This window comes from Bacillus sp. LB7 (assembly GCF_030449715.1).
GTDB lineage: Bacteria > Bacillota > Bacilli > Bacillales > Bacillaceae > Bacillus > Bacillus paralicheniformis.
In genome coordinates this window covers 1-15,061 of record NZ_JASGCA010000035.1, presented here as the reverse complement: position 1 = coordinate 15,061, position 15,061 = coordinate 1, and the positions used below count along the sequence as shown (strand labels likewise).

15 protein-coding genes are annotated in these 15,061 nt (G+C 48.0%); 8 read left to right on the top strand and 7 right to left on the bottom strand.

Annotation, left to right across the window (positions count from 1 at the left end; genetic code table 11):
- Positions 1 to 116: 116 nt before the first annotated feature.
- The 3 genes from QMZ64_RS22570 to QMZ64_RS22560 all read right to left on the bottom strand — a co-directional run bounded on the left by QMZ64_RS22570 (position 117) and on the right by QMZ64_RS22560 (position 1,416).
- The gene (locus tag QMZ64_RS22570; protein WP_265627589.1) at positions 117 to 755 is read right to left on the bottom strand and encodes an SdpI family protein; all 639 of its coding nucleotides are present in this window, start codon (positions 753 to 755) and stop codon (positions 117 to 119) included.
- The gene (locus QMZ64_RS22565; protein WP_009329070.1) at positions 752 to 1,036 is read right to left on the bottom strand and encodes an autorepressor SdpR family transcription factor; all 285 of its coding nucleotides are present in this window, start codon (positions 1,034 to 1,036) and stop codon (positions 752 to 754) included. The genes QMZ64_RS22570 and QMZ64_RS22565 overlap by 4 nt, the downstream gene beginning before the upstream one ends.
- Positions 1,037 to 1,143: 107 nt before the next feature.
- Positions 1,144 to 1,416, bottom strand: coding sequence for an acylphosphatase (locus QMZ64_RS22560; RefSeq protein ID WP_065644561.1), 273 nt, complete (start codon positions 1,414 to 1,416; stop codon positions 1,144 to 1,146).
- A 111-nt stretch (positions 1,417 to 1,527) separates the two neighbouring features.
- Between QMZ64_RS22560 and QMZ64_RS22555 the strand changes: the two genes are divergently transcribed.
- The gene (locus QMZ64_RS22555; protein WP_265627588.1) at positions 1,528 to 2,178 is read left to right on the top strand and encodes an MOSC domain-containing protein; all 651 of its coding nucleotides are present in this window, start codon (positions 1,528 to 1,530) and stop codon (positions 2,176 to 2,178) included.
- Positions 2,179 to 2,218: 40 nt separating this feature from the next.
- Here the strand turns inward: QMZ64_RS22555 and QMZ64_RS22550 are convergent, their stop codons facing one another.
- The 4 genes from QMZ64_RS22550 to ltaS form a co-directional block, all read right to left on the bottom strand.
- Complete coding sequence (locus QMZ64_RS22550; protein ID WP_065644563.1) at positions 2,219 to 2,350, bottom strand: DUF2639 domain-containing protein; 132 nt, start codon at positions 2,348 to 2,350, stop codon at positions 2,219 to 2,221.
- Between the two features lie 131 nt (positions 2,351 to 2,481).
- Complete coding sequence (locus QMZ64_RS22545; protein WP_020450539.1) at positions 2,482 to 2,637, bottom strand: hypothetical protein; 156 nt, start codon at positions 2,635 to 2,637, stop codon at positions 2,482 to 2,484.
- A gap of 84 nt (positions 2,638 to 2,721) precedes the next feature.
- Entirely contained in the window at positions 2,722 to 3,474 is a 753-nt protein-coding gene (gene map / locus QMZ64_RS22540; protein WP_265627587.1) for a type I methionyl aminopeptidase, read from the bottom strand.
- 124 nt (positions 3,475 to 3,598) lie between these two features.
- Positions 3,599 to 5,560: a lipoteichoic acid synthase gene (gene ltaS / locus QMZ64_RS22535; RefSeq protein WP_265627586.1), complete on the bottom strand. Its 1,962-nt coding sequence runs from the start codon at positions 5,558 to 5,560 to the stop codon at positions 3,599 to 3,601.
- 260 nt (positions 5,561 to 5,820) lie between these two features.
- On the opposite strand from ltaS, the gene QMZ64_RS22530 reads away from it, so the two are divergent.
- From QMZ64_RS22530 to QMZ64_RS22500, 7 genes are all read left to right on the top strand, one after another.
- A complete protein-coding gene (locus QMZ64_RS22530) occupies positions 5,821 to 6,198 on the top strand; it encodes a DnaJ family domain-containing protein (protein WP_265627585.1) in 378 nt (125 codons plus the stop codon).
- A 70-nt stretch (positions 6,199 to 6,268) separates the two neighbouring features.
- Positions 6,269 to 7,681 (top strand): alanine/glycine:cation symporter family protein, encoded by a 1,413-nt coding sequence (locus tag QMZ64_RS22525; RefSeq protein WP_265627584.1) that lies wholly within the window; start codon positions 6,269 to 6,271, stop codon positions 7,679 to 7,681.
- 187 nt (positions 7,682 to 7,868) lie between these two features.
- Positions 7,869 to 9,281 carry a PTS system trehalose-specific EIIBC component gene (gene treP, locus QMZ64_RS22520; RefSeq protein WP_301441605.1) on the top strand — a complete coding sequence of 471 codons (1,413 nt, stop codon included), beginning with the start codon at positions 7,869 to 7,871 and terminating at the stop codon, positions 9,279 to 9,281.
- A gap of 73 nt (positions 9,282 to 9,354) precedes the next feature.
- Positions 9,355 to 11,043, top strand: coding sequence for an alpha,alpha-phosphotrehalase (gene treC / locus QMZ64_RS22515; RefSeq protein WP_301441604.1), 1,689 nt, complete (start codon positions 9,355 to 9,357; stop codon positions 11,041 to 11,043).
- Between the two features lie 21 nt (positions 11,044 to 11,064).
- Complete coding sequence (gene treR / locus QMZ64_RS22510) at positions 11,065 to 11,781, top strand: trehalose operon repressor (protein WP_009329065.1); 717 nt, start codon at positions 11,065 to 11,067, stop codon at positions 11,779 to 11,781.
- A gap of 106 nt (positions 11,782 to 11,887) precedes the next feature.
- Complete coding sequence (locus tag QMZ64_RS22505) at positions 11,888 to 12,580, top strand: N-acetyltransferase (RefSeq protein WP_065644571.1); 693 nt, start codon at positions 11,888 to 11,890, stop codon at positions 12,578 to 12,580.
- A 478-nt stretch (positions 12,581 to 13,058) separates the two neighbouring features.
- The coding region (locus QMZ64_RS22500) for an NTTRR-F1 domain (RefSeq protein WP_301441603.1) at positions 13,059 to 15,061 on the top strand (2,003 nt) is incomplete at its 3' end.

Genomic DNA, 15,061 nt, shown 5'->3' with positions numbered 1-15,061 from the left:
CGTCGGAAAAATAGAACAAAATGGACAAAAATAGGTCGGATCATAGAAATCCGACCTATTTTGTCAACGGTCTGAAAGGCTCCATATCGGAGCCTTCTTTTTTATTTATCCTCTTGTCAGCTTTTCATATTGATTTCTTTCCGGTACAGGACATAAGAATAAATATAGGGCGCGAAAACCGTTGCCAAAATAACCGGAAGCATGATTTCTGGGCTGATCGATAACAATCCGTCCGCAATGATCAGCAGTCCTGCTAAAGTAAATACTTTCGCCGCAAATCTGTGGGTTTTTTTCCAGATTGAATCGCTGCTCAATGTCCAAGGGTTTTTGATCCCGAAAAAAAAGTTTGAGCGGACTCTCGGGAGGTAATTGCCTATGACAATGAGTAGAGCGCCTACTAGAACCGGTACAATGCTGCCCGCCGGCAGATCATACCCGAGCCCTGTCATGATAACAAGCACGTTGATCAGGGAAAATAGAATCAGCATGGCATTGATGAGAAGGTAATAAGTCTTCGAAAAAAGCTGATAGTTTTTTCTGCGCGGATCGATTTTTGGCGTTAAGAACATTAAGATATACATAAAAACGAGCAGCCCAATCATGGCAAGCATCGCTTCCATTTTTGAAGTATACCTGTCGACTTCTCCTGAAAATGACCAATGGATTGGAACTTGAGTTGAAATATGCGGATAAGCGATTGCCCACATGATTAGATTGACGGCAATTACTGCGAGTGAAAAGATGTGTTTGCTCATTTGGCATCCCCTTTATCTTTGCCGGCTTGCTCAGTAAAACTGAAAGCCCAGCCGATGATTTCTTGAAACATTGTGGTGTTCAGCGAGTAAATGATGTATTGGCCTTTTTTTTCATCTTGAATTAATTCAGCCTGTTTTAAAATTTTTAAATGCTGAGATATACTTGGTTTAGACATTTGAAACTGGTCGGAAATTTCACCGGCGGTCATGTCCCGATCCTTCAGCAGATTTAAAATTTTTCTTCTCGTCGGGTCGGCTAGAGCTTTAAAGGTTTGATTCATATTCAGCATCCTTGAAATTAAGTATTTAGCTATTTAACTAAATACTAAAATAAAAGAGGGATTTAGTCAAGATCCGTTTAAAAAATCCGCCATCTCCGGCGGATTTTTCAATAGCTGATATTAAACTTGTGGAATCCGTCAATCTCTTTTGTTTCTTCGACATTCACGTCCGTTACTTTTGAGAAGGGACTTCCTTTTTGAATCGCTTTTAAAAATTGCTTCAGGCTTTCCTCGGGTCCTTCGGCGCGGATTTCAACTGTGCCGTTGTCGCGGTTCCGGACCCAGCCGGTCAATTTGTGCTTATCTGCTTCCATTTGAACAAAATAGCGAAATCCCACGCCCTGAACGCGTCCGTCTACAATGATTCTGTATTGAAGCATCGAGAACACTCCTTTTCTTTTATGCTACCATATTTCTCATTTTGAAATCATGGGATAGACATGCTTCGGATAAATCGTTAAAATATGAAAATAAAGGAAGGACGTGAGGTTTTGGAACTTCAGGAGTATGAAATTTTATCTATTCATGTAGGCCGTCCGCGTACATACGAATTCGACGGAAAACAGGTGGAAACGGCAATCGTGAAGGAGCCTGTCGGCGGACCCGTATATTTGAGCCGTACGAATTTTGAAGGAGACGGGCAGGCGGATCTGATTCACCACGGAGGAGAGGATAAAGCGGTTTGCGTCTATCCGGCGGATCACTACATGTATTGGGAAAGCGTTTTGAAGCGGAAGCTGCCGGAGGCGGCATTTGGAGAAAACGTGACGGTTAAAGGGCTTACCGAAAAAGATGTATGCATCGGTGATATCTTCAAGCTGGGGGAGGCTCTTGTTCAAGTCAGCCAGCCGCGCCAGCCTTGTTTCAAGCTTGCCAAACGGCTGAATCAAAAAGATATGGTGTTAAAGGTGAGGGACACCGGGTTCAGCGGATTTTATTTCAGGGTTCTCGAAGAAGGTATCGTTGCGCCCGATTCCGGGCTGCAGCTCGTTTCAAGAGATGCGCATGAAGCCACAGTTTCGTACGCCAATCATTTGATGTATCATGACAGAGGCAATCACCCCGCCATTCGGAAGATCCTTGAGGTTGAAGCGCTGTCGGAAAGCTGGAGAAGCTCATTTTTAAAGCAGTTGAGCGCATAAAAACAAGCCGTGTCCGAAGAGGAGCACGGCTTTAACATGTTTATTTTTTGGCGCTTTCAAGCAGGTTGGCCAAAAAGTGTTTTTTATAGCTTTGAAGCTTTCTTCCTTCATACTTCGTCATTCCCAGCTTTTTCAGTTCTTCTACATACCAGCCTTTGCTTCCGTAATGCATGGCAGAAAACTCCCTTCTATAATTCGATGCAATTGGCATTCTAACATCTATAGAAAAACGCTGAAAAGGGATAGGCGGCAATTTTTAAAAACTGAGTCTTTCGTCGTGGTTTGGAAGTTTGAGGGCAGGCTTCAGCCGTGTGTCAAACTGGTGACGATCATCACAATGATCGAGATGCTGAGGACGATTCCGATATATTTTAAAAAGCCGTTCTTTTTTTTATGAGCATATACGATTAACAGGATGCTCTCGATGAAAAAGATCAGCCCGATGATGGCAAACAGCATTGCGGTAAAGCTCCTTTCGGCACAGTTTGTCTTTTATTTTAGCATAAAAGCCCGGACTTCTATGAGCCGGGCTTTTTCACGTAATCAGTCAAGCTGTGTTAAAATGATCGGTTCGTTTTTCGTGATGACGATCGTATGCTCGATTTGCGCCACAAAGCTGCCGTCAGGCGTTTTGAATGTCCAGCCGTCTCCGGCTTCGATGGTATGCTCGGCTCTTGTGGAAACAAACGGTTCAAGGGCAATGACCGTTCCGTTTTTAAAGAGCGCATTATCAAACGGGTCATAGTAATTTAAGATATGGTTGGGCGCTTCATGGAGGTTCTTTCCAATCCCGTGGCCCGTCAGGTTTTTAATGACGGTGAACCCGTTTGCTTTTGCTTCATTGTATACGGCTCTGCCAATTTGGTTTTGTTTCTTGCCGGCGCGCGCCTGCAAAAGCCCTTTTTGAAAAGCGCTTTCTGCAGTTTGGCAAAGCTTATGGAGCGTTTCATCGCCTTTTCCGAGGACAAAAGAAATGCCCGTATCAGAATAGTAGCCGCCAAATTCAGCGGAGATGTCGATGTTGATCAAATCCCCTTCTTTTAAAATTCTGGATTCGCTTGGGATGCCGTGGGCGACTTCGTCGTTGACACTGATGCACGTCGTGCCCGGGAAATCGTATTCTTTTTCCGGAGCCGATGCGGCGCCATGAGCTTCAAGCACTTCTTTACCGATGAAGTCCAGCTCTTTTGTGCTCATGCCGGGTGCTGCTTTTGCCTTCATTTCCTCCCTGGCTAAAGCGACGATTCTGCCGATTTTCTTGAGCCCTTCCAGCTCTTGGTCATTTGTTACAATCACAATTCATTCCCGCTTTCTTTTTTTATATTCTATTTCAAGCTTACCATATCTGCTCGCGAAAAAGGAACAGCGCGGCTTCAAGACAAAAAAAGCACCCGCATATTTAGAAGCGGGTGCTGTCTGTTTATTGTCCGGAATCTGATTTCGTTGTTTGCGCCGCATCAGATTCTGGTGTTTTCGGATTGTGGTTGGTGTAGTCGTAGTCGCTCGGGTTGATCGCTTTAAAGCCTTTCGGTTTATAGAAGCGCAGCAAATCTCCGTCGACGATTTTATCCGACATTTCGAGTTCTTTTTTCACGGACTCATCGATGTTCGGATCGATGTCTTTTTCGTTCAGAAGCTCTCCTGTTTTCGTGTCGTAGTAGTTTCCGTTCGTTTTCGTATATTCCGGAGAAACGAAATCGCCGTTGCGGAACGGAATAACTTCACGGTGTTCCGGTGACAGAAGGTCTGAACCGCTCATCAGGTAATCTTTCGTATTAACGCCCATCAAATGAAGCAGGGTAGGGGCTACATCGACTTCACCGCCGTATTTATTGGATTTGATTCCCTTGACCCCAGGCGCGTGGATGAACAGCGGAACCCTTTGCAATTGGGCGTTTTCATATGGTGTGATGTCTTTGCCCAATACTTTGGCCATCGCTTTGTTGTGATTTTCCGAAATACCGTAGTGGTCTCCGTACATGACGACAATCGTATTATCATACAGTCCGGATTTTTTCAGATCGTTGAAAAATTGTTCAATGGCCTGATCCATGTAGTTGGCCGACTGGAAATAATGGTCAACGACGCTGTCGCCGGTATCGCCGGCAGGGAAGTCTGTATCGCCTTCATCCATCTCGAACGGAAAATGGTTCGAAAGGGTGATAAACTTCGTATAGAACGGCTGTTTCAGGCTTTTCAACAGCGGCATTGATTCTTCAAAGAACGGTTTATCTTTCAACCCGTAGTTTTTCGTTTTATCTTCGCTCATATCGTAATACGTAGCGTCAAAGAATTTGTCATACCCGATGGCTTTATACATTTCATTGCGGTTCCAGAACGTTTTGTAGTTGCCGTGGAACGCCGCTGATGTATAGCCTTGAGACTTCAAAATGGCCGGAGCCGACTGCAGCGTGTTTTGCGCTTTATTAATGAACACTGATCCTTGTGATAAAGGATACAGCGAGTTGTCCATCATAAATTCCGCGTCGGACGTTTTACCTTGTCCTGTTTGGTGGAAAAAGTTATCAAAATAAAACGTTTCATTGTCGTGCGCCAGTGAATTTAAGAACGGCGTGACTTCCTTGCCGTCGATCTTATAGTCGATCGCGAACGTCTGAAGTGATTCCAGTGAAATGTAAACCACGTTCATGCCTTTCGCTTTTCCGAAGTATTCGGCATTCGGCTTATCATGATTGGCTTTAATATAGTTTTCTACTTCCGTCACGTCGCTGGAGCTTGCCAGTGCGCGCTGGCTGTTTGACTTGATATTCTGCACCGCATCGTAGATTGTGAAATTGTAGGTTCCCAAATATTTCACAAGGTAATTGCGGTCAAAAGAACGGGTCAGAAGCTCCGGACGATCAATCTCGGCAACGGCCAGGTTGACGAGGAAGACGAGGATGCTTGTTCCCATCACAATTTTAAACGGGCGCTTCGTTGTTGTTTCAGAAGGTTTGTTATAGAAAACAGCCAGCCCGATTAAAATAAAGGTATCGATGAAATACAGAACATCAAGCGGGTGCATGAGTGAGAAGATGCTGTCCCCGAGCTGTCCCCCGTTTGTTTTTGCCTGCATGATCGTAGGCAGCGTGATAAAGTCGCTGAAAAATCTGTAGTATACGACGTTTGCATATAGCAAAAAAGACATTAAAAAATGAATCACTATAATCGCTGTCTGCTGTATTTTTTTCTTGAACAAGAGTCCCAATCCAAGAAAGAACAAGCTTGAGCTAATCGGATTCACAAAAAGCAAAATCTGTTGTACTGTGTTGGTTATTCCTAAATTAAATTCAATTACATACGCAGCATAAGTTTTCAGCCATAGCAATATGGCGGCTATCAGGAAGAAGGCAAGACCTCTTTCCTTAATAAATCTTTTCAATTGTTACACTCCTTTTTTCCGGATCAGTAAAAAACCATCGGAACGAAAGAAAAAACGAATGTATAAAATATACCATGAAATACCGATTTAGAAAAGCGGAAACCAACTTTGTGAAAAGAAGCGCAAAACCCCCGGTAAATCAGGGTTTTACAGCTTTCTAAAAAACATTTGGGAATATTTTACGCTTGTCTTGCATTGGCGGGAACGCATCTTTATGGCAGACTGTTGTTAGTATATGAACGAAGGGGAGGATGTAGACCATGGATTTTTCGAACATCGTTTCTGAAGACAAGATTAAGCGGGCTATTAAAGACGGCGAATTCGAAGGGCTTCCGGGAATGGGGAAACCTTTGAAAAAAGACGATGCCGCCCATGTTCCAGAGCATCTCCGCATGGCTTACAGGGTGATGAAAAACGCCGGAATGACGGGGGATGAAGGGGCTTTGAAGAAAGAGCTGATGACAATTGACGACTTAATCGCAAAGTGCGCGGACGAAGACGAGCGCGAGCGTTTAATTGAGAGACAAACAGAAACGCGGCTCAGGCTCGACAGGCTCGCCGACAAAAAAGGCATGTTTTCCAAGCCTGCCTCAGCGTTTTATAAAGAAAAAGTGTACCGGAGGATCGGCGGGAAATAAAAAATGCTGAAGCAGGTTTATTTCTCTCCTGTAGTGGTATTGACCCATAAACGAATAAAAGGGTGATAGGATGGAACGATTGTTGAACTGGGTTGAATACATATCAGATTGGCTCTGGGGGCCTCCGCTCACCATACTGCTGACAGGGACAGGAGTCTATTTAACAATCCTGCTGAAATTTTTTCAATTTCGCTATCCTCTCTATATCTTTAAGCAGACGATCGGAAGCGTCGGCAAAAAGCCGAAAGGAGAAGGGACGGTTACACCGCTGCAGGCTTTGACATCGGCTCTCAGCTCAACAGTCGGCGCCGCCAATATCGTCGGTGTGCCTGCGGCGATCATGTTCGGCGGTCCGGGAGCCGTGTTTTGGATGTGGCTGGTCGCGCTGTTTGCCATGGCGATCAAGTTTTCGGAAAGCGTCCTCGCCGTCCACTACAGAGAAAAAAACGAAGAAGGCGAATATGTCGGGGGGCCGATGTATTACATTACAAAAGGGCTCTCTATGAAATGGCTCGGCGTCTTTTTTTCGGTGGCGCTGATGATCGAGCTCGTTCCGAGCATCATGGTGCAGGGAAATTCGGTTTCCGCATCATTAGCTGAGACGTTCTCGTTCAATCGTTTATACACCGGAATCGGTATTGCTATTTTGATCGGTTTAGTGGTGCTCGGAGGGATTAAACGGATTGGAAAAGTGACAGAGCTCGCGGTTCCGCTTATGGCAGGGGCGTACATCGGGGCCGGTTTCCTGATTGTCGTCATGAACCTTTCTTCTGTACCCGCATTTTTCTCTCTCATCTTTTCGAATGCGTTTACATCTTCTTCGGCATTCGGCGGCTTTGCAGGTGCGGCAGTTGCCGAAACCGTTCGCTGGGGGTTTGCCCGGGGACTTTATTCCAACGAAGCCGGGATGGGGACGGCGCCGATCGCCCACGCGGCGGCGATGACCGACCACCCCGTGAGACAGGGATTCTGGGCGGTGATCGGCATCGTGGTCGATACGCTGCTGATATGCACGACCACAGCCTTCGTCGTGCTCGCATCAGGCGTCTGGACCGGTGAAAATGCGGCGAGCAATCCAGGGGCACTGGCGGCAGCTGCATTCCGCAGCTACTTCGGCCCTGTGGGCGGATACTTCGTCTCCGTCGCGCTCGTTTTCTTTGTTTTATCAACCATCACAGTGGTCATTTTTTACGGGGTAAAACAAGCTGAATTTCTGTTCGGACGGCTCGCGGGGCATATGATTAAATTCGTCTATCTGGCCGCCGTCATCATCGGGGCTGCCGGAGGAGCAAAGGCGATATGGGGATTCCTTGATCTTGCGCTCGTTTTCATTCTTCTTCCGAATATTTTGGCGGTGCTGCTTTTGAGCAGAAAAGTAAGGTCTTTATATGATGAGTTTTTTACATCAGAAAAGTATTATTTGAAAGACATCGGTCAGCAGGACGACGCTTATGAACGTGATGAAAAAGTGAACAATTTATGATCACAGCCGGTTGTTCCCGGCGCATAAATCGGAGGAAGCCTTGCTGTCCTTCGTTTTATGAAGGGAGCAGCTGGCTTTTTATATTTTTGAAAGCGCTATAAAAATATGTTGACTACTTGTATATACAGGAATACAATATAGGTATAACATGTATATACAAGTTATAAAAGGAGAAGGAGGGATTGGAATGACTGATTTACATCAATCAGCGCGACGGATTGTCGATGCTGTCGGCGGTGCAGACAACATTGCAGCGGTAACCCATTGTGTGACGCGGCTGCGATTTGCACTGCTCGATGAAAGCAAAGTCAATCAAGAGGTGCTGGAGCAAATAGATGTTGTCAAAGGATCGTTTTCAACGAACGGCCAATTTCAAGTGGTGATCGGCCAAGGAACGGTCAACAATGTATATGCGGAGCTGGTGAAGGCCACAGGAATCGACGAATCGTCAAAAGATGACGTCAAGAAAGCCTCAGAGAAAAATATGAATCCTTTACAGCGTGCTGTGAAAACGCTTGCAGATATTTTTATTCCAATATTGCCGGCGATTGTCACCGCCGGACTGCTGATGGGAATCAACAATATCCTAACGGCTCAAGACATTTTCTTCAGCGGAAAATCGATCGTTGAAGTCTATCCGCAATGGGCGGATCTCGCCAATATGATTAAATTGATTGCGGGCACGGCTTTCGCATTTCTCCCGGCATTAATAGGCTGGTCGGCCGTCAAGCGGTTTGGCGGAAATCCGCTGCTCGGCATTGTGCTGGGCGTCATGCTTGTGCACCCTGATTTGTTAAACGCATGGGGATACGGGGCTGCCGAGCAAAGCGGAGAGATTCCTGTCTGGAATTTATTCGGTCTGGAAGTGCAGAAGGTCGGCTATCAGGGGCAGGTGCTTCCCATTTTGCTCGCATCTTATTTGCTGGCAAAAATTGAGCGCTTTTTGACAAAGCGGACGCCTGAGAGCATTCAGCTCCTTGTCGTGGCACCGATTACGCTGCTTGTCACAGGTTTTGCTTCATTTATTGTCATTGGACCGATTACGTTTGCCATCGGAAATGTCTTAACATCAGGCCTTATTGCTGTCTTTGAACAATTCGCCGTACTGGGCGGACTGTTATATGGCGGACTTTACGCCGCTCTCGTCATTACCGGGATGCATCATACATTCCTTGCCGTTGACCTTCAGCTGATCGGATCAAAGCTCGGCGGAACATTTTTATGGCCGATGCTGGCGCTGTCCAATATCGCACAAGGTTCAGCCGCGCTTGCGATGATGTTTATTGTCAAAGATGAGAAGCAGAAAGGCCTGTCCCTGACATCCGGCATTTCAGCTTATCTCGGAATTACCGAACCGGCGCTGTTCGGTGTGAATCTCAGATACAGATTTCCGTTCGTGATCGCGATGATCAGCTCGGGGATTGCCGGAATGTTCATTTCCTCGCAAGGGGTTTTGGCAAGCTCGGTCGGCGTCGGCGGTGTACCCGGCATTTTCTCTATCATGAGCCAATACTGGGGAGCGTTTGCAATCGGGATGGCGATCGTGCTGATCGCGCCGTTCGCCGGAACATATCTCTATGCAAAATTAAAAATGAAATAAGAGAGGGAGAGGGGCGCGCATATTTGTCAGCCCTTTTCCCATTTCATAAAGAAGAAAACGGTGGTGTTGAAAAGTGGAAACGAAAGAAAATCCATGGTGGAAAAAAGCAGTCGTCTATCAGATTTATCCGAAAAGCTTTAAAGATACAACAGGAAACGGTGTCGGCGACATTCGCGGCATCATCGAAAAGCTCGACTACATCAAGGAGCTCGCCTGTGATGTCATTTGGCTGACGCCGATTTATCAATCGCCGCAAAACGACAACGGCTATGACATCAGCGACTATTACAACATTCATGAAGAATATGGAACAATGGCCGACTTTGAAGAGCTTCTAGAAGAGGCCCACAAGCGCGGCATAAAGGTGATCATGGATCTTGTCGTTAACCATACATCAACAGAGCACAAATGGTTTAAAGAAGCAGCGTCCGGAAAAGAAAACCCGTATCGTGACTTTTATATTTGGAAGGACATGAAGCCGGACGGTGCTCCGCCGACAAACTGGGAATCGAAGTTCGGCGGCTCGGCGTGGGAGTTTCATGAAGAGACCGGACAGTATTATCTCCATCTCTATGATGTCACACAGGCGGATTTGAATTGGGAGAACGATGAATTCAGAAAAAAAGTGTACGAGATGATGCATTTCTGGTTTGAAAAAGGAATCGACGGCTTCAGACTTGATGTCATCAATGTCATCTCAAAAGACCAGCGTTTCCCTGATGATGATCAAGGGGACGGGCGCAGATTTTATACGGACGGGCCGAGGGTTCACGAGTTTTTGAATGAAATGAACAGGGAGGTCTTTTCAAAATACGACAGCATGACGGTCGGGGAAATGTCATCGACCACAATCGCAGATTGCATCCGGTATACAAACCCCGAAAGCCGGGAGCTCGATATGGTGTTTAACTTTCACCATTTAAAGGCCGACTATCCAAACGGGGAAAAATGGGCGCTTGCGGATTTTGATTTTCTAAAGCTGAAGAAGATTCTTTCTGAATGGCAGACTGAAATGCATAAAGGGGGCGGGTGGAACGCATTGTTCTGGTGCAACCACGACCAGCCGCGGATCGTCTCACGCTACGGCGACGACGGAACATACCGCAAAAAGTCTGCGAAAATGCTGGCAACCGCGATTCATATGCTTCAGGGGACGCCATACATTTATCAGGGAGAAGAGCTCGGGATGACCAACCCGAAATTCGAGGACATCTCTCTTTACCGGGATGTCGAATCTCTCAATATGTACCGTCTGCTGAAAGAAGCAGGAAAGCCGGAAGCCGAAATCATCGAAATCCTGAAATCGAAGTCCCGTGATAATTCGCGGACGCCGGTGCAGTGGAACGGAGAAGAAAATGCTGGGTTTACGACGGGGACACCGTGGATTCCGGTGCCTGAAAACTACAAAGAAATCAACGCAGAAACAGCGCTCAGCGATCCTGATTCGATTTTCTACCATTATAAAAAGCTGAATGAGCTCCGCAAGGAATTCGATATCATCACAACCGGCGATTATCAGCTGATTCTGGAAGACGATCAAGCGCTCTATGCGTATTTGAGAAACGGAGCGGATGAAAAACTGCTGGTGATCAATAATTTTTATGGGAAAGAGACCGAGTTTCAGCTCCCTGATGATATTGATATTGAAGGCTATGATGCCAAGGTTCTCATTTCCAATGACACCGATCTTCCCGAGTCATTTACACGCTTTAAAGTGAAACCGTATCAATCGATTGTTTATCATCTCGCCAAACCATGCTAAACTAAGCGTGGTGGTAAAAAAATGAAGATCAACAAGTATATGATGATTTACAAACAAATTGCAGAACAAATCGATCAAAGCATACTGAATGCCGGAGATATCCTGCCGTCTGAAAACGACCTTGCCGAACAGCACGACACCTCGAGGGAAACCGTTCGGAAAGCGCTGAATGTGCTTGCCCAGAACGGATATATTCAAAAAATCAAAGGAAAGGGGTCAGTCGTGCTGCACAGGGAGAAAATGCAGTTCCCGGTTTCCGGTTTGGTCAGCTTTAAGGAGCTTTCAGAAACGCTTGGTAAAGAGACAAGCACGACGGTTCACGAGTTCGGCTTGACGCATCCGGATGCATATATTCAAAAGCAGCTTCGCACTTCCGGAGATGAAGAGGTATGGCGCGTCGTCAGATCGCGGAATATTAACGGAGAGCGTATCATCCTGGATAAAGACTATTTTATCCGCAAGCATGTGCCGCTCTTAACGAAAGAAATATGCGAGGACTCGATCTACCAATACCTTGAAGATGAATGCGGGCTCGTCATCAGCTATGCTCATAAGGAAATTGTTGTCGAGCCATGTACGGCTGAGGATCAAGAATATTTGGATTTGAACGGATACGAACACATTGTGGTCGTGAAAAATTTTGTTTTCCTTGATGATACGACCTTGTTTCAATATACGGAAAGCAGACACCGCCTGGATAAATTCCGGTTTGTCGATTTTGCAAGAAGAGAAAAGTAGCACGGTGCGCCTGACGGCGGCCGTGTTTTTTTATGCAGCCGTTTCTCATCACGTCCGCATTGAATATGCTACAGCAGGTGTAAATGAGAAATGGAGGATGTAAGCAATGATTCATGAAACCGTAAAGATCGGAAAGAACGTGGTATTGGGAGAGCATGCTGTCATTGAAGAAAATGTGGTCATCGGGGATAACGTAACAATCGGTCATCATGCCATTATTAAAAAGGATACTCAGATCGGCAGCGGGGTAAAAATCGGCGATTTGGCCGTCCTTGGCAAAGCGGCTTCTTCAAATAAAAAAATGGCCCGCCAGCCGAAGCAGACAGGAGCGCCTTTGCGGATAGAAGATGATGTCGTAGTCGGAGCGAGCGCTGTTATTTATCGGGACGTGCTGTTGGAACAAGGTGTTTTCGTGGGAGACATGGCGAGCATTCGCGAAAATGTCGCGATCGGAAGAGAAAGCATTATAGGACGCAACGCGATGGTTGAAAACAATACCAGAATTGGAAAGAGAGTCACGATTCAAACGGGCTGCTATATCACCGCTGATATGACGATCGAAGATGAAGTGTTTATCGGCCCTTGCTGTTCCACATCAAATGATAAATATATGGGAATGGGAAACTACCCGTATCAAGGTCCAACTATTAAAAGAGGAGCGAAAATCGGGAACAACGCAACATTGCTGCCGGCGGTCATCATCGGGGAGCATGCGGTCATCGGAGCGGGCGCCGTCATCACAAAAGATGTTCCCGCAGGCAAAACGGCTGTGGGCAATCCAGGCCGGTTGCTGAAATGACGGTTTTTCAATCTTAGCCGTGTTAAATAATGTGACTGATGGCGGAACAGCCACTTCATATATTGCTCAATTTGTTCCGGCAAAAGGGGGTGAAGGGAAAGAGTTTATAGAAACGGAACTTTATTTCAAATCAGAATATTCAATAGAAGTCTCGCAGCGGATGGTACACAAAGATTTCCATTGGCTAGTTGATACAGCTCCGCAGCAGCATTCAATAAAGATTTAAATCTATTCGGTTCCCTTTAAGGGAAGGGGAAAGCTAAATGGAGCTTTCCCCTTTTGAAGTTTCATATTAAGTAAAAGGACGTTGTTGTTAAAATTAATTTATTTTGCTTCTCTCGGATTTAGCTGCTATAAATGTGTTTTAATCATATGGAAAATAACGTGACCGAGCTTAGCAAGGAGACATAGTATATGTTAGCTTCATTCTCGAAAAGGGAATTGAAGCTAATCTAATGAAAGGGAGGTAAAATCCTAGATGTCGATCCAAAATTTGGTTGAAAACGGCAGCTTTGAAAACGGGGCACTTCCACCCTGGGTAGGCCAAAATGCAACCGTCACAACTCAATTTTCTCATTCAGGTTTTTGGTCGGCAAGATTACTGGGCGGGGCTGTTACTTCGTTTATTGCACAATTTGTTCCAGTAGATGCAGGAGAAGGTTTGGAGTTTTTAGTTTCTCTTGCTAAAGAAGGTTTTCCTGCTCCATCGCCTCAGGTTCAAATTCAAGTGTCTTATTTTGACAGTTCATTTAATTTTCTAGGCCAAGGTCTCTTTTTAAATATCCCGTTTAACAGACTACCAATTGTTGAAAATAATACATGGCTTGAAGTCTATCAAACGACGACCCCAGCTCCAGCTGGCTCTACTATGGCTTTCATTTTGATTAATACTTTGCCGCAGGCAGGTACAGCGAATGTCATTGTAGATGATGTAGCACTATTAGATGTAGAAGGCGGAGGAACAGGTCCAACCGGCCCAACCGGCCCGACAGGCCCAACAGGTCCAACCGGCCCAACCGGCCCGACAGGCCCAACAGGTCCAACCGGAGCAACAGGTCCGACGGGAGCAACCGGCCCAACCGGAGCAACGGGAGCAACCGGCGCAACAGGAGCAACCGGCGCAACGGGAGCGACAGGTCCGACGGGAGCAACCGGCCCAACCGGAGCAACGGGAGCAACCGGCCCAACGGGAGCAACCGGCCCGACCGGAGCAACTGGCCCGACAGGTCCAACAGGAGCAACCGGAGCAACAGGTCCAACCGGCCCGACCGGAGCGACAGGTCCAACGGGAGCAACCGGAGCAACAGGTCCGACTGGAGCAACAGGCGCAACTGGAGCGACGGGAGCAACCGGTCCAACAGGTCCGACGGGAGCAACCGGTCCGACGGGAGCAACTGGAGCGACAGGTGCAACAGGAGCAACAGGAGCAACAGGAGCAACAGGAGCAACAGGAGCGACAGGCGCAACAGGAGCAACCGGCGCAACGGGAGCGACGGGAGCAACCGGCCCGACAGGAGCAACAGGCCCAACAGGTCCAACCGGCGCAACAGGAGCAACCGGCCCGACGGGAGCAACCGGTCCGACGGGAGCAACAGGCGCAACTGGAGCGACAGGTCCAACAGGCCCAACAGGTCCAACCAGCCCGACAGGTCCAACAGGTGCAACAGGCCCAACAGGCGCGACGGGAGCAACCGGTCCAACAGGTCCGACGGGAGCAACCGGTCCAACAGGTCCGACGGGAGCAACAGGAGCGACAGGTGCAACAGGAGCAACAGGAGCGACAGGCGCAACAGGAGCAACCGGCGCAACGGGAGCGACAGGTTCGACGGGAGCAACCGGCCCAACAGGTCCGACGGGAGCAACCGGAGCAACAGGCGCAACTGGAGCGACGGGAGCAACCGGCCCAACCGGAGCGACAGGTCCGACGGGAGCAACAGGAGCAACCGGCCCGACCGGAGCAACCGGCCCGACAGGTCCAACCGGAGCGACAGGCGCAACAGGAGCAACCGGCCCGACAGGTCCAACCGGAGCGACAGGTCCAACCGGAGCGACAGGTCCAACGGGAGCAACGGGAGCGACAGGCGCAACAGGCCCAACCGGCCCGACAGGTCCAACGGGAGCAACAGGCGTAACTGGAGCGACGGGAGCAACCGGCCCGACCGGAGCAACCGGCCCGACAGGTCCAACCGGAGCGACAGGTGCAACAGGAGCAACGGGAGCGACAGGCGCAACAGGTCCGACGGGAGCAACAGGAGCAACAGGAGCAACGGGAGCGACAGGCGCAACAGGAGCAACCGGCCCGACAGGTCCAACCGGAGCGACAGGTCCAACGGGAGCAACCGGCGCAACAGGAGCAACCGGCCCAACCGGCCCGACAGGTCCAACGGGAGCAACCGGCGCAACAGGAGCAACCGGCCCGACCGGAGCAACCGGCCCGACAGGTCCAACCGGAGCGACAGGTGCAACAGGAGCAACGGGAGC

What these genes read in the sequence shown, in the direction of transcription:
- QMZ64_RS22505 (WP_065644571.1), top strand. Translation starts at nt 11,888, where the DNA reads ATGATTCATGAAACCGTAAAGATCGGAAAGAACGTGGTATTGGGAGAG.
- QMZ64_RS22545 (WP_020450539.1), bottom strand. Translation starts at nt 2,637, where the DNA reads ATGCTGTTTGCCATCATCGGGCTGATCTTTTTCATCGAGAGCATCCTG.
- QMZ64_RS22560 (WP_065644561.1), bottom strand. Translation starts at nt 1,416, where the DNA reads ATGCTTCAATACAGAATCATTGTAGACGGACGCGTTCAGGGCGTGGGA.
- QMZ64_RS22570 (WP_265627589.1), bottom strand. Translation starts at nt 755, where the DNA reads ATGAGCAAACACATCTTTTCACTCGCAGTAATTGCCGTCAATCTAATC.
- QMZ64_RS22530 (WP_265627585.1), top strand. Translation starts at nt 5,821, where the DNA reads ATGGATTTTTCGAACATCGTTTCTGAAGACAAGATTAAGCGGGCTATT.
- QMZ64_RS22565 (WP_009329070.1), bottom strand. Translation starts at nt 1,036, where the DNA reads ATGAATCAAACCTTTAAAGCTCTAGCCGACCCGACGAGAAGAAAAATT.
- QMZ64_RS22550 (WP_065644563.1), bottom strand. Translation starts at nt 2,350, where the DNA reads ATGCATTACGGAAGCAAAGGCTGGTATGTAGAAGAACTGAAAAAGCTG.
- treP (WP_301441605.1), top strand. Translation starts at nt 7,869, where the DNA reads ATGACTGATTTACATCAATCAGCGCGACGGATTGTCGATGCTGTCGGC.
- QMZ64_RS22525 (WP_265627584.1), top strand. Translation starts at nt 6,269, where the DNA reads ATGGAACGATTGTTGAACTGGGTTGAATACATATCAGATTGGCTCTGG.
- treR (WP_009329065.1), top strand. Translation starts at nt 11,065, where the DNA reads ATGAAGATCAACAAGTATATGATGATTTACAAACAAATTGCAGAACAA.